The 13290-nt window shown below is 56.8% G+C and carries 10 protein-coding genes and 1 tRNA gene; 6 read left to right on the forward strand and 5 right to left on the reverse strand.

Features of this window, described 5'->3' with window-relative positions; genetic code table 11:
• Positions 1 to 4: 4 nt before the first annotated feature.
• Positions 5 to 80 (forward strand) — tRNA-Asn (locus ASQ50_RS02860).
• Between the two features lie 53 nt (positions 81 to 133).
• Here ASQ50_RS02860 and ASQ50_RS02865 read toward each other — a convergent pair.
• Positions 134 to 1423, reverse strand: a complete 1290-nt coding sequence (locus ASQ50_RS02865) for a M18 family aminopeptidase (protein WP_058090554.1) — start codon at positions 1421 to 1423, stop codon at positions 134 to 136.
• A gap of 115 nt (positions 1424 to 1538) precedes the next feature.
• Here ASQ50_RS02865 and ASQ50_RS02870 point away from each other — a divergent pair, with 115 nt between their 5' ends.
• Positions 1539 to 2024, forward strand: a complete 486-nt coding sequence (locus tag ASQ50_RS02870; RefSeq protein WP_058090553.1) for a hypothetical protein — start codon at positions 1539 to 1541, stop codon at positions 2022 to 2024.
• Between the two features lie 105 nt (positions 2025 to 2129).
• Complete coding sequence (locus ASQ50_RS02875; RefSeq protein ID WP_058090552.1) at positions 2130 to 2735, forward strand: outer membrane beta-barrel protein; 606 nt, start codon at positions 2130 to 2132, stop codon at positions 2733 to 2735.
• A 172-nt stretch (positions 2736 to 2907) separates the two neighbouring features.
• On the opposite strand, the gene rlmKL is transcribed toward ASQ50_RS02875, so the two are convergent.
• Complete coding sequence (gene rlmKL, locus ASQ50_RS02880) at positions 2908 to 5088, reverse strand: bifunctional 23S rRNA (guanine(2069)-N(7))-methyltransferase RlmK/23S rRNA (guanine(2445)-N(2))-methyltransferase RlmL (RefSeq protein WP_058090551.1); 2181 nt, start codon at positions 5086 to 5088, stop codon at positions 2908 to 2910.
• A gap of 325 nt (positions 5089 to 5413) precedes the next feature.
• Here rlmKL and rmf point away from each other — a divergent pair, with 325 nt between their 5' ends.
• Entirely contained in the window at positions 5414 to 5626 is a 213-nt protein-coding gene (gene rmf, locus ASQ50_RS02885; protein ID WP_058090550.1) for a ribosome modulation factor, read from the forward strand.
• A 179-nt stretch (positions 5627 to 5805) separates the two neighbouring features.
• On the opposite strand, the gene ASQ50_RS02890 is transcribed toward rmf, so the two are convergent.
• Positions 5806 to 6831 carry a quinone-dependent dihydroorotate dehydrogenase gene (locus ASQ50_RS02890; protein WP_058090549.1) on the reverse strand — a complete coding sequence of 342 codons (1026 nt, stop codon included), beginning with the start codon at positions 6829 to 6831 and terminating at the stop codon, positions 5806 to 5808.
• A gap of 403 nt (positions 6832 to 7234) precedes the next feature.
• Here ASQ50_RS02890 and ASQ50_RS02895 point away from each other — a divergent pair, with 403 nt between their 5' ends.
• Entirely contained in the window at positions 7235 to 8398 is a 1164-nt protein-coding gene (locus ASQ50_RS02895) for a cation diffusion facilitator family transporter (RefSeq protein ID WP_058090548.1), read from the forward strand.
• Between the two features lie 13 nt (positions 8399 to 8411).
• Here the strand turns inward: ASQ50_RS02895 and ASQ50_RS02900 are convergent, their stop codons facing one another.
• Positions 8412 to 9911, reverse strand: a complete 1500-nt coding sequence (locus ASQ50_RS02900; RefSeq protein WP_058090547.1) for a RimK family protein — start codon at positions 9909 to 9911, stop codon at positions 8412 to 8414.
• A 198-nt stretch (positions 9912 to 10109) separates the two neighbouring features.
• On the opposite strand from ASQ50_RS02900, the gene rimI reads away from it, so the two are divergent.
• Complete coding sequence (gene rimI / locus ASQ50_RS02905; protein ID WP_058090591.1) at positions 10110 to 11225, forward strand: ribosomal protein S18-alanine N-acetyltransferase; 1116 nt, start codon at positions 10110 to 10112, stop codon at positions 11223 to 11225.
• Here the strand turns inward: rimI and uvrB are convergent, their stop codons facing one another.
• A complete protein-coding gene (gene uvrB, locus ASQ50_RS02910; RefSeq protein ID WP_058090546.1) occupies positions 11226 to 13283 on the reverse strand; it encodes an excinuclease ABC subunit UvrB in 2058 nt (685 codons plus the stop codon).
• Positions 13284 to 13290 lie beyond the last annotated feature (7 nt).

The raw sequence follows: 13290 nt of genomic DNA on the forward strand, positions 1-13290 counted from the left end.
CTGTTCCCCGATAGCTCAGTTGGTAGAGCAACGGACTGTTAATCCGTTTGTCCCTGGTTCGAGCCCAGGTCGGGGAGCCACTTATTCCGAGAAAGCCGCTGATTCAACATCAGCGGCCTTTTTCATTTCTACCTCAGAAAACCTCTTCCCGCTGCATGAATTCCTTCAGAACCTGATACAGGGTATAGCCATCCTGACTACCGATCATTTCACGGATGGAATGCATGGCGAACTGCGGCACACCGATATCCAGAGTGGTCACACCCAGATTACCGGCAGTCAGCGGCCCGATGGTGCTGCCACAACCCATGTCACTGCGTACCACAAATGTCTGGTGCGGCAGGCCAAGCTCATCACTGATATGCCGGCACAAAGCGGCCGACCGGCTGTTGGTGGCGTAGCGTTGGTTGTGGTTCACCTTGATGACCGGCCCCTGGTTCAGGATCGGGCCGTGGTTTTCATCGTGTTTGTCCATGAAGTTGGGGTGCACGCCATGGGCGTTATCCGCAGAGATCATCATGGAGCGGGCAATCGCCCTACCCTTGCCAGCGCCACACCAACGCTCCAGAACGGCTCCCAGGAATGGCCCCTGGGCACCCTCCGCCGACATGCTGCCGACTTCTTCGTGATCATTGCACACCAGCAGCGCAGCTTCATCACCAGAGGTATTCAACAGCGACTGCAAACCGATATAGCAGCTCAACAGGTTATCAAGCCGGGCAGAAGCCAGAAACTCTTCACGCAGCCCCACGAAAGACGCGCCCTGGGCATCGTAGAAACTCAACTCATAGCCCAGCACCTTACGAATCTTCAGGCCGGATTCACTGATCAACTGCTCACGCAACAAGTCAGCGAATGACGTTGTATCGGTTTCCGGCAGTTGCATAACCAACGGAGGCAGGTCGGTCTGGGCATTCACCGACCGATTGCTGTTGGCTTCCCGGTCCAGGTGAATGGCCAGGCTGGGAATAATCGCCACCGGCTTACGGAAGTCCACCAAGGTATCCCGAACCTTACCGTCCTCATCCAGAACCGTGACCCGGCCGGCTAGCGACAGATCCCGGTCAAACCACGGGTTCAGCAACACACCGCCGTATACTTCCACACCCAACTGGAAAAAGCCCTTGCGGCGGATTTCGGGGTTTGGCTTTACCTTCAGGCAGGGGCTGTCGGTATGGGCACCCACCATCCGGATGCCGGAAGTCACTACGTCATTCTTACCGGTGCGGAGGGCAATGATGGAGGAGCCATTGCGAATGGCGTAATAGCCCCGGCCCTGCTCCAGCGCCCACTCTTCCCTCTCATCCAGCTGCTGAAAACCGGCGGCATCAAGCCGGGATTTCATGGTGCTTACTGCATGCCACGGTGTTGGAGAGGCATTCAGAAATTCAATCAAGTCATTATTAAATTCAGTGTGTTCCATGATCTTCCTGATTGCATGATAATGGCGGCTACAGTATGGCATGAAGCCGGCCCAGCTCCTACCAGGCTGCCGGTTAGTCCCTATACGCACCCACTGATCAACGCCGGAGCCCACTGTGTCGATACCCCGATTCCTGGACATCGAATACTGTCAGACTGACGACGCCCTGTTTCCCGTCGCCATGGCCTGGTCGCTGGCAGACGGCCAGATGAAAACCGTCGTTATTGCCCCGGAGGAAGCCTGGCTGCCAGACGACGGCGATTTGGGCGACTTTGACCTGCTGTACCTCGAAGAACAGGGCGTGCCACTACTCGAACTGGTTCAGGAACTCCATCAGGACCTTCCAGACCAGACCATATACGTGGATGGCATAGACCCGGATGAAATTCTGATCGACCTGATTTTCAGTGCCGTCAGCCAGGACGCCCCTTTCGAGATTGCCCCGATTTCCGAACTGATTTCCGGCATCGACAGCAACACCCTTGAAGACCGCCGTCGGCAACTGATGTTCGACGAAGGCCTGGAACCACAACTCCCGGAGAATGGCGTTTACGCCCTATTGATGCTCGCGCAGGAGGAAGGCCTTCTGGCTGACCTGTAAGCGGGCCGGCTGACACGGGGAAGTGTGACCGGCGTCTGCGTAACAAAGCGTTACACAAGGCAGAATCTGGCGTCAGCAACGTTACTGACAGGAAGCCGGATAATAATGAATAAGGTCGCACTACGTTTCCTCAGCTCCAGCCTGATGGCCATCAGCCTCGCCCCATTGGCGGCACAGGCACAAGATACTCCTCGTTCTGACAAGCGCTACGTTGGCCTTCTGGTGACCGCACTGGAGCACCGCTCTATCGGCGGGCGCACCAAGGAGGATGCCTGGGGCCAAGCCGGTACGCTGGTGATCGGTGGTCACCTGAACGACCTGATTCACGCGGAGATCCGCCTGGGTGGCGGGTTCAATGATGCCGATGTTTCCGGTGGCGACCTGACCCTGGCTGTCGATTACTTCGCCAGCTGGTACATGGGCCTGCACTACCCGATTACCGATTATGCCAACGTGTATGCGCAGGCCGGTTTTACCCACGTAAAAGGCGAGGCAACCCTGCCCAACCGTGAGGAAGGCTACAACGCGCAGTTCCGAGATATCGAGGGCGATTACCCGGACAGCAGTTTCAGCATCAGCTGGCTGGCGGGGGTGGATTTTGAGTTGGTGAGCAACACCTTTCTGGTGTTTGAGGGTGGGCGGTTGTTCAAAGACACTGGCAGTAGTGCCAATACGTTTCAGTTTTCTACGGGTCTACGTTACGAGTTTTGAGTGTGCTGCTTTCTTCGGTGCCGGTTAAGAGGGCCGGATATCCTTTCCTGGAAACGCTACGAGCACATCCATGTGCGCTTCGCTCCGGCCATCCATGGCCTCCGAGATTCCAGGAAAGGATATCCGGCTCTCTTAACGCATACTTGAGTGCAGGCCGCTGTTAATCCGACCTTTAATCGGTGAGCTTGTGCTGGATATGCCAGCAGTGGTGAATCTTCTGGTTGCGTTGAAAATCCTTGTCCAGAGTGCTTGCCGTTACCTCTTTGACTTCAAACTCTGCTTCAAGATCTTCGTCCAGTTTGAACTTCCGGAAATTGTTGGAGAATATCAACAGGCCGTCGCTGGATAACCGTTCCATACACTGACGAACCATGGTGCCGTGATCCCGCTGGATATCCAGAACCCCGGCCATTCTTGCTGAGTTGGAGAACGTGGGCGGGTCCATGAAGATCAGGTCGAAGGTCTGGTTGGCGGTTTTGCGGTCCGCCAACCAGGACAGACAATCCGCCTGCTCTACCACGTGCTTTCTCAGATCTGCGCCGTTCAGGGCCAGGTTGTCCTGGGCCCAGCTCACGTAGGTTTTCGACATATCCAGACTCAGGGACCGGCTGGCGCCGCCAACGGCTGCGTGTACCGTGGCTGCGCCGGTGTAGCAGAACAGGTTCAGGAAGCGTTTGCCTCGGGCGTGCTGCTGTATCCAGTGGCGCACCGGGCGATGGTCCAGGAACAGGCCGGTGTCGAGATAGTCTTTCAGGTTTACCTTCAGGGTACAGCCGTGTTCTTGCACGTTAAAGTATTCGCCGGTTGCGGCCTGTTTCTCATACTGTTTGGTGCCGGTTTGGCGCTGGCGTTGTTTGCAAACCAGATTCTCGGGGTCAACGTCCAGCACTTCCGGTATGACCGCCAGAGCCTCGGCCAGACGTTCCCGGGCGGCTTTTTCGTCGATAGACTTCGGAGCCAGGTACTCCTGCACGTGTACATTGCCATCGTATAGGTCGATGGCCAACGCGTATTCAGGCATATCGGCATCGTAAAGCCGGTAACAGCTGATACTCTGCTTCCGCGCCCACTGACCAATGGTTTTCAGGTTCTTCTTCAGGCGATTGCGTAGCATGTCTGCCCGTTCGGGGTTGGCAATGCGTGGCATAACCTGCCCTGGCGCAGCCGGGTCTCGCGGTGTTCGGGCATTTTCGGGCTGCACCTCGAACAACAACAGCTGCGCTGGCAGCTTGCCGTTGAACAATTTGTATTGTTTGAAGCTTCGCAGGCCAATGGACTTACCGAATTCCGGTACACCGGTGAACACGGCCAGGCGCCAACCCGGGAGTTCACGCAAGACGGTTTCACCCAGGGTTTGATAGAGCGCGGCCAGCTCTTTGCGCTCGCTCAAGCGTTCACCATAGGGGGGATTGGTCAGCACCAGCCCCTTATCCGCCCAGTCCGGTTGCCGCTCAAACGCAGATGCCGGCCGGGGCTCTACGCTTACGATGCTGTCCAGACCAGCCCGGCGCAGGTTGTTGCGGGCCGTTTCGATCACCCGGGCGTCCTGATCGAAACCGGCAAATGCCGGTATGCGCTTGTTTTTGCCTTCATGTGCGCGGCGCTCAACTTCCTGGCGTAATGCCAGCCAAAGTTCCGGCTGATGCCCTGGCCATTTTTCAAATCCAAAACGCTCTGTTTTCCGGCCCGGCGCAATGTCCAGCGCCATCAATGCTGCTTCAATCACCACAGTTCCGGAACCACACATGGGATCAACAAAGTCGCCGCCGGCGGCGGCAATATCCGGCCATCCGGCCCGCAGCAGCAACGCGGCCGCGAGATTTTCCTTCAACGGCGCAAGACCCTGTTCAGTACGGTATCCCCGCATGTGCAAGCTATGCCCGCTAAGGTCCAGCCCAACCGACAGCCGCCCTCGGTTCAGGCGGGCAGAGATGGTGACATCCGGATCTTTTGGCGCGACCGAGGGCCGTGGCAGGCCCGCGCCCCGAATGCTGTCTACGATACCGTCTTTAACTTTCTGGGCACCGAACTGTGTGTTCCGAATTTCTTCGTTCTGCCCCAGGAAAGTTACTCGAAAGCTGCCGTTGACCGGAATGTGCGATTGCCAGTCCAGAGCCACCACGCCCTCATAAAGTTCGTCAGCACTACGGGCATCCATCTCGGCAATGTGCAGGATGACCCGGTTGGCCAGCCGGGACCACAAACAGGCGCGATATCCGGCTTCCAGCTCCCCTTCTACCCAGACGCCCGCCGGCGCGTTGCGCACTTGAGCCAGGCCAAAGCTTTCCAGCTCATCGGCCAGGAGATACTCAACACCCTTGGGGCAGGTTACGAAAAAGACATGCTTGGACAAAATCAACTCCTGGTTTTCTGGATAGAGCCGGTAAGCCGCCGGAAAAGCAGCAAAACCCGAATTCGGGCCGTCATCGTTATTTCACAAACCTATAAGAAAAGCTTCATATAGATGAAATAAATAGTGTACATCCGCGCAAGGTTCGTCTTACCTTGTAGTTGACGCGTCGTTCTGGAAGCCAACATAACCGTGCTTCCGTTAACAGGATCCTGACTGCTCTGGCCGGAACTGGCAATAGTGGGTTATCCCGGATGGGTGCCTTCTTTACCAAGGCCACGGCAGATGTGTACACGCTTGTTCTGTTAATCCATCAGTGAGGAACGGCATGAAAAGACAGAAGAGAGACATGTACGCTCGTGCATTCAAGCGGGGTTATCTCGCTGGCGTGTCCGGCAAATCCAAAGACAGCTGCCCGTTAGACCAAGCAGAGGTGCGCCAGGAATGGCTGAACGGGTGGCGAGAAGGCCGCACAGATAACTGGGAGGGCATGACCGGCGTCTCCGGCATCCACAAACTTGCCAACGTAACCGCAACGTGACCGCGGTGTTGGCATACCCCGTTTAACCTGATCTCTTTTAGTTGTAGCTACACCACAATCTGACGCAGTAACCAGAGCAACCAAAACGGGGCCTCCCGCCCCGTACCATGCGAAGAAGCGCTACGGGGTTCGTTCCCCGCAAGGGCCCGCTCAGCGGGCCCACCTTCTTTCTGGCCTCACTACTTATGCTGTTCTTTCCTGATCGCTTCTACTGCTTCGTTAATCAAAGCTGGGCCTTTGTAAATAAAGCCGGTGTAGATTTGCACCAGTTTCGCCCCAGCCCGGATTTTCTCGGCCGCACTCTCGCCATCAGTGATACCGCCAACGCCAATAACCGGGATTCTGTCCCCCAACTCGGCGTACAACCCCTGAATAACCCGTAAAGACGCCTCGCGCACCGGTGCTCCGCTCAAACCGCCAGCTTCCTGCTCGTGCTTGTGTCCTTGCACCGCTTCCCGGCTGATGGTGGTGTTTGTGGCAATCACACCATCCAGGCCCGCCTCGAGTAATGCCCCGGCAACAAAGCGAATGCCTGCATCATCCATATCCGGGGCAATCTTCACGGCAACCGGTACATAGCGACCAATATTTTTTTCGCAGATCGCCTGTTCGTCTTTGATCGCGTGCAGTAGCTGCTTCAGCGAGTCGCCAAACTGCAGATCACGCAATCCCGGGGTATTCGGCGAGGACACGTTTACCGTGATGTAGTCGGCATGGGGGTAAACTGCGGCGATACCCTTGCGGTAGTCCTGTTCGGACTGCTCATTCGGGGTATCTTTGTTCTTGCCCACGTTAATGCCCAGGATACCGCGATAACGACGCTTCTCAACATTGCTCACCAGATGACCAAGGCCTTCATTATTAAAGCCCATGCGGTTGATGATGGCCCGGTGTTCGGGCAGGCGGAACATCCGCGGCTTGGGGTTGCCCGGCTGAGCCAAGGGTGTGACGGTGCCCACTTCAATGAACCCGAAACCCAGGGCTCCCAGGGCATCCAAGTGGTCGGCATTTTTGTCCAGGCCGGCGGCCAGGCCTACCGGATTGGGGAACTCCAGCCCCATGACATTAACCGGGCACGGCTCCGGGCGCTTTGAAACAACATTGAGAATACCGGTTTTGTAGGCCAGATCCAGGCCACTGAGGGCGACATTATGGGCCTGTTCCGGGGGCAGCCGGAAAAGTAAATTACGTAGAATGCTGTACATCTTGGAGCTCCTTGCCGAGGGGTGGCCGGAGTATACCGGAAGTTTTCCACACCATCCTCCCGAACCTTCAATGCAACGTAAAAGCCCATGCCTCAGCGGTTGGCGAGGCTTTTCCACGGAATCTGTGGATAACTCTGTTGAAAATGCCGGGGCAAGCGTCTCGACCCCTTGATAACTGCGCCAGCCTACAGATTGATCATTTTTTAATCAGTTAATTTTTAACTAAAAATCAATAACTTAAAAAGGCAGAATAACCATTTGACGACTTTAGTTACAAAGTGATAGCGGGTAACAACTTTGTCATCATGTGCATAAATCGACCTGCGTTCCCCGATTAATTCTCCCCAAATTTTCCATTCCTGCCGCTATACTGGCTACCAACAGAATTATCGGAGCCTGAGCCATGGATCAGCCCCCAAAGGCCCATTTACGGACTGACAAGCACTTGCAACAGGAAAAACACGCCGCCTCCCGGGTCACCATCATTGGCATGCTCCTGGATGCAATCCTTGGTGTGATGAAAATTATTGGCGGCACTCTTTTTCATTCCCACGCTCTGGTGGTGGATGGCATCCACTCGTTTACCGACGTTGTTTCAGACTGGGTTGTGCTTGCAGTGATGCGGCTGTCACGTAAAGGCCCGGATGATGACCACCCCTACGGACATCAGCGCATTGAGACGCTCGGCACACTTTTGCTGGGGAGCATACTGATTGCCGTGGGCGCTGCCCTTGCCTGGGAAAATATTCTGCGCCTGGTCTCCGGAGAGGATCTCGCGGTACCGGGCTGGCCGGTTCTGGTTGCTGCGGGAATATCGGTCGCCTCGAAGGAATGGATCTACCGTTATACCCGCCATGTGGGTATGAAAATTCGATCCGACCTGCTGATCGCCAACGCCTGGCACAGCCGGACAGACGCGTTTTCATCGGTCGTTGTTCTGGTTTCCACTGTCGGTGCCATGGTCGGATATGTTTGGCTGGATACCCTTGCCGCTGTGGTTATCTCCGGCATCATTATTCATATTGGCTGGAAATTCACCTGGGACAGCGTTAAGGAACTCGTCGATACCGGACTGTCTGCGGAGGATACCCGGGTGTTGCGTGCCATTGCCATGGACACAGACGGCGTGCGCAATGTTCACGAGCTACGCAGCCGGCGTATGGGTCACGACATACTGCTGGATGTCCATCTGGTTGTTCGGCCTGAGATAAGCGTTTCTGAGGGACACCAGATCGGCATGAAGGTGGTTTCCGGCATGAGGGATGCCATCGATAATATCCGGGACATCAACTTTCATATCGATGCCGAGAACGACGAACACACACCGCATCAGACCGACCCGCATTTACCCAGCCGCGAGGATATCCGCCACTTGCTGTCGCAGCAGCTCGGTGAGCTGCCGCCGCACAGCCGGCTGAGACTGCATTACCTCAAAAACCGGGTTCATATCGAAGTCTTCCTGGACGAACAGCATCCGGCACCCGCGTTGACCACCGAAAGCATTCGGGAGGTACTTTCCCCCTATCCCTGGTTTGGTTCAGTCCGGGTTTGGGTGTCCGCAAGCTGATCAAGCGCCGGTATTACCGGCGCCGGTTTTCTTCCATACGGGACAGGAACTCCTGCATGACCAGGGTATAAAGCTCGCCACCCAGGAATTTGTCTTCCACACCGGAATCGATGCTGGGGTTGTCGTTAACTTCAATGACGGCCACCCGGTTACCGGCCTGTTTGATGTCCACCCCATACAATCCATTACCGATCAGTCGGGTGGAGTTCAGCGCCGCCTGAATAACATTCCGGGGCACCTCATAGGTGGGCATGGTTTCAAACCCGCCACTTTCCACCGCCGCGCCACCGTGTTGGTAGATCTGCCAGTGCCCCTTCACCATCATGTATTTGCAGGCATAGATGGCGCGGCCGCCCAATACACCAATGCGCCAGTCGTACTCGGTGTAGAAATACTCCTGGGCCAACACCAGTGCTGATTGCTTGAACAACTCTTTAAGGCCGGCCCGCAGCTCTTTCTCATCCTTGGCTTTGGCCACGCCCCTTGAGAAGGCGCCGTCCGGAATCTTGATGACCACCGGGAAACCCAGCTCACTGACCACTTGATCAACCGCATCTTTCTGATCTTTGGACAGGATCAGTGTTTTTGGGGTTGGCACCTTGTTGTTCTTGAGCAGGTCCGCCAGGAACACTTTGTTGGTGCAACGCAGTATCGAGACCGGGTCATCAATAACCACCATGCCCTCCGCCTCTGCCTTGCGGGCAAACCGGTAGGTGTGGTGATCAATCGCGGTGGTTTCCCGAATGAACAGGCCATCGTATTCCGGCAACCGCATGTAGTCCCGACGGGTAATTCTCTCTACATTGATGCCCAGCTTTCGCCCTGCCCGCTCGAATCTTTTTAGGGCAGCCTCATCACTCGGGGGCATTTCCTCTTCCGGGTTCACCAGCATGGCCAGATCAAAACGATAGCGCCGACGCGTTCTCGGCTTACGCCAGATCATGCTGCTGAAACGATCCAGCGCTGCCGCAAACACGTCCTGTTCGCGCTCATCCAGATCGGCCGGGGCGGCCGGTTTCATGGATTCAATCTGCCATTGCTTGCGGTGGCGGAACACCACTTCCAGGATTGGGCAGGGAAAGCGCTCAAACAAGGCCCGGGCTACCGGCTTGAGATCCGCATGCTCCGCCTGGCCAAAATAGGTGCGAATGCGCACTTCGTGGGTGGCGTCCCGCTCATCAGTGGCCGGGTCGATTTCCCTGGCTTCCTGCTCCAGCCACTGAATGACGCTGTGATCCAGCTCCTCCAGTTCCAGCGAAAACAAGCCCTTGCGACTCAAATCGTTCAAGGTCATCACCGAGGGCACCACATGGTGGCCCCGGGCCTCTGCCAACAAGGAGCAGTAATAACCCCGGCTCAGGTATTTCGCGCTCTGGCAAAGGTTGATCACGCGCACCCGGCTATTGGCGGGGGCGGAAAAATTCAGATACTGATCAAAGGTCAGTACATCCTCGCTGGGGTAATAGGGTGACCAGTCTTTGGCACGGTCCACAACGATTAACAAACGGGACATTAAAGGCGTTCCTCCCTGAAAGGTTCAGCCGGGTAATGGGCGCAACAATACGCCGCTGTGACGCCTGGTACAATCCAGCCTGGATGCGTGCTTTTACGCATGATCGCCCGCTATCGAAACCAACCTGTCTCTACCATAATAGCTGCGGTGGAAGTGCTCGCCAGCTTCTGCGATTTTCGCGACCGGGATTTGTTAACCATGCATGATGTTTTGCTTCGACAAGCAGTCGCCGACGATCTGACTGCCCTGGTGCAGCTGGAAAATCGGTGTTTTACCGAGGACCGTATTTCCCGACGCAGTTTCCGACGGTTTCTGGAAATGCCAAGGGACCGCCTGATAGTGGCGGAGCAAGGCTCCGAGCTGGTGGGCTATTGCCTGGTATTGATGAATGCCGCCACCCGTTTGGCGCGGATTTATTCAATCGCTGTATCGCCAACCGTTCGTGGCAGAGGCGTGGGCGAGCAATTGGTGCGGGAAGCGGAGAAGGAAGCCGTAGAGGCAGACCGCATCATCATGCGCCTGGAGGTTCGGGAAGATAACGCCGGTGCCATCAATCTATACAAGCGATTGGGCTATCGCCAATTCGGTACCTACCGGGACTATTACGAAGATCATGGCGATGCCCTGCGCTTCGAACGGCGTATTCTTTACTACGAACCTTCCCGGGAGTATCTCCCGGTACCCTATTACCCCCAAACCACCGAGTTTACCTGCGGCCCCTCTGCCCTGATCATGGCCATGGCTGCCCTGGACGAAGATCAGCAGCTGAACACCCTGGAAGAATTGAAGATATGGCGGGAGGCCACTACCATTTTCATGCTCGCCGGTCACGGTGGCTGCGGGCCCCATGGCCTGGCCTTGTCAGCCTGGCACCGAGGCTTTGAGGCCAGCGCCTGGATCAGTCAGGAAGGCGCCCTGTTTAAGGATACCGTGCGCAACGACGATAAAAAGCGGGTATTGGAACTGGTGCATGAAGGCTTCCTGCACGATATTGGTCAGACCGGCATCCAGCTGCACCACGACCCACTGACCCTGGAAGCCATGGAAGCCGCACTGCACGAGGGCCGCATCCCGGTCATCCTGATCAGTACCTGGCAGCTCAACCGCAGTCGTGTACCCCACTGGGTGACCGTATGCGCCATGGATGAAGACTTTGTGTACCTGCACGACCCGGAAATCGACACTGATGTGGGCGAGACCGTCGCCGACAAACAATATTTGCCTGTCGACAAACGGGTATTTGGCAAGATGTCCAGCTACGGCCGCAACCAACCCTTGCAGGCGGCCGTGATCGTCGGGCCGAAACGGCCCTGATCAGCCGGTACGAATCGCCGCTTCCTTGAGTTCGGAAATCTGGTCCCGCAATCGCGCTGCGGTTTCGAAATCCAGGTCTGCGGCGGCCTTGTACATGTCGTCCTCCAGGCGCGTCACTTCCTTGAGCAACTCTTCCGGAGAGCGCTTGCCTGCCTTGACCATATAACCTTCCGCCTCTTCCGCGGCCTTCTGGCCCGGGCGTTCCGCCTTACGGCGACCGCGTCCACCGCCGGTGGCTCCCTCCATGACATCGGCGATCTTCTTGTTCAGGCCTTTCGGGGTAATACCGTGCTCTTCGTTATGGGCCGTCTGCTTCGCTCGCCGGCGTTCGGTTTCGTCAATGGCCCGCTGCATGGAGCCGGTGATGCGGTCCCCGTACAGAATGGCTTTACCATTGAGGTTACGGGCGGCACGGCCGATGGTCTGGATCAACGAGCGTTCGCTGCGCAGGAAGCCTTCCTTGTCTGCGTCCAGAATCGCCACCAGAGACACTTCCGGCATATCCAGGCCTTCCCGCAACAGGTTGATGCCTACCAGCACATCAAACTCGCCCCGGCGTAAATCCCGGATAATCTCGACGCGCTCCACGGTGTCGATGTCTGAGTGCAGATACCGAACGCGAATGTCGTGTTCCATAAGGAAATCGGTAAGGTCTTCGGCCATGCGCTTGGTCAGGGTAGTGACCAGCACCCGCTCCTCCACCGCCACCCGTGCGTGGATTTCCGAGAGCAGGTCATCCACCTGGGTAGACGCTGGCCGCACCTCGATCACCGGGTCCAGCAGGCCGGTCGGCCGAACCACCTGCTCCACCACCTGGCCGGCGTGCTCCGCCTCATAGTTACCCGGCGTGGCCGACACGAAGATCATCTGGGGGGCAATCCGCTCCCACTCCTCAAACCGCATGGGCCGGTTATCCAGTGCCGACGGCAGGCGAAAACCATACTCCACCAGCGTTTCCTTCCGGGACCGGTCACCTTTATACATGGCACCAATCTGCGGAATGGTCACGTGGGACTCGTCCACCACCAGCAATGCGTTGGGCGGCAGGTAATCAAACAGGGTGGGTGGCGGCTCGCCAGGCGCGCGGCCAGACAGGTAGCGGGAGTAGTTCTCGATGCCGTTGCAGTAACCCAGCTCCATCATCATTTCCATGTCGTAGCGGGTGCGTTCCTCAAGGCGCTGGGCCTCCACCAGCCGGTGGTTATCCCGCAACTGCTGCAAACGCACGTCTAGCTCAGCACGGATATTCTCGACCGCATCCAGCACCTTCTGCCGGGGCGTCACATAGTGAGACTTCGGATAGATGGTGACCCGTGGCACACGGCGCAGTACCTCACCGGTCAGCGGATCGAAGTAGCTGAGGTTTTCCACTTCATCGTCAAACAACTCGATGCGAATGGCCTCCCGCTCCGATTCCGCCGGGAACACATCAATCACATCGCCCCGAACCCGGTAGTTGGCGCGGTGGAACTCGATATCATTACGGGTGTACTGCAGCTCTGCCAGCCGGCGCAGAATCGAGCGCTGATCTATCTGATCACCCCGGTCCAGGTGCAGCATCATCTTCAGGTAGGATTCCGGATCACCCAAACCGTAAATGGAAGATACCGTGGCAACGATAATGGCATCCGGCCGCTCCAACAGAGCCTTGGTAGCAGACAGGCGCATTTGTTCAATGTGTTCGTTGATGGAGGCATCTTTCTCGATGAAGGTGTCAGACGACGGCACATAGGCTTCCGGCTGGTAGTAATCGTAGTAAGACACGAAATACTCCACCGCGTTATCCGGAAAGAACTCCTTGAACTCGCCGTATAACTGCGCCGCCAGGGTCTTGTTATGGGCCATGATGATGGTGGGCCGCTGCACGTCCTGGATCACATTGGCGATGGTGAACGTCTTGCCTGAGCCAGTCACCCCCAGCAACGTCTGGTGCGCCAGCCCGGAATGAATGCCATCCACCAGGCCGGCGATGGCCTTGGGCTGGTCACCGGCCGGCTGATATGGGGAATCAACTCGGAACACACCTTCACGGGAAGCGCTGGATGCTTTACTGGCCATAACTGGC

This window comes from Marinobacter sp. LQ44 (assembly GCF_001447155.2).
Lineage (GTDB): Bacteria > Pseudomonadota > Gammaproteobacteria > Pseudomonadales > Oleiphilaceae > Marinobacter.

Coding starts and splice junctions, on each gene's coding strand:
- ASQ50_RS02890 (WP_058090549.1), bottom strand. CDS start 6,831: ATGTACAGCATTCTACGTAATTTACTTTTCCGGCTGCCCCCGGAACAG.
- rimI (WP_058090591.1), top strand. CDS start 10,110: ATGCATGATGTTTTGCTTCGACAAGCAGTCGCCGACGATCTGACTGCC.
- uvrB (WP_058090546.1), bottom strand. CDS start 13,283: ATGGCCAGTAAAGCATCCAGCGCTTCCCGTGAAGGTGTGTTCCGAGTT.
- ASQ50_RS02875 (WP_058090552.1), top strand. CDS start 2,130: ATGAATAAGGTCGCACTACGTTTCCTCAGCTCCAGCCTGATGGCCATC.
- ASQ50_RS02895 (WP_058090548.1), top strand. CDS start 7,235: ATGGATCAGCCCCCAAAGGCCCATTTACGGACTGACAAGCACTTGCAA.
- rmf (WP_058090550.1), top strand. CDS start 5,414: ATGAAAAGACAGAAGAGAGACATGTACGCTCGTGCATTCAAGCGGGGT.
- ASQ50_RS02865 (WP_058090554.1), bottom strand. CDS start 1,423: ATGGAACACACTGAATTTAATAATGACTTGATTGAATTTCTGAATGCC.
- ASQ50_RS02900 (WP_058090547.1), bottom strand. CDS start 9,911: ATGTCCCGTTTGTTAATCGTTGTGGACCGTGCCAAAGACTGGTCACCC.